Raw genomic sequence first — 386 nt, forward strand, 5'->3', positions numbered from 1 at the left:
CTGGGCACGGTGCTCATCAGCGGCCTGCTGGTGACGCTGCTCCTGTTCCTGATGACACGCGCACAGGTCAACGCCCGCGCCGCCGCCGAGGCCGCCAGCGCGGAGCAGCAGCGGCTGGCGAGCGAGGCACGCACGGCGGTGCGGGTGCGCGACGAGTTCCTCGGCGTCGCCGCGCACGAGCTGCGCACGCCGCTCACGTCGCTCAAGCTCCAGCTCCAGCTGCTGTACCGGCAGCTGCGCCAGCCCGGGCCGCTGGACGCGGAGCGGGTGGAGCGCGGGGTGGAGTCCTGCGAGCGGCAGACGACGCGGCTGTCGCAGCTGGTGGACAGCCTGCTGGACGTGTCGCGGCTGATGCACGGACGCATGGAGCTGCGGCTGGAGGCGCT

1 protein-coding gene is annotated in these 386 nt (G+C 73.6%); it reads left to right on the plus strand.

Going from position 1 to position 386, the window contains the following annotated elements; translation table 11 throughout:
• A partial coding sequence (locus D7Y04_RS43655; RefSeq protein ID WP_304988667.1) for a histidine kinase dimerization/phospho-acceptor domain-containing protein occupies window positions 1-386 on the plus strand: 386 nt, incomplete at both ends.

It is taken from the genome of Corallococcus sp. AB038B (assembly GCF_003668955.1).
GTDB lineage: Bacteria > Myxococcota > Myxococcia > Myxococcales > Myxococcaceae > Corallococcus > Corallococcus exiguus.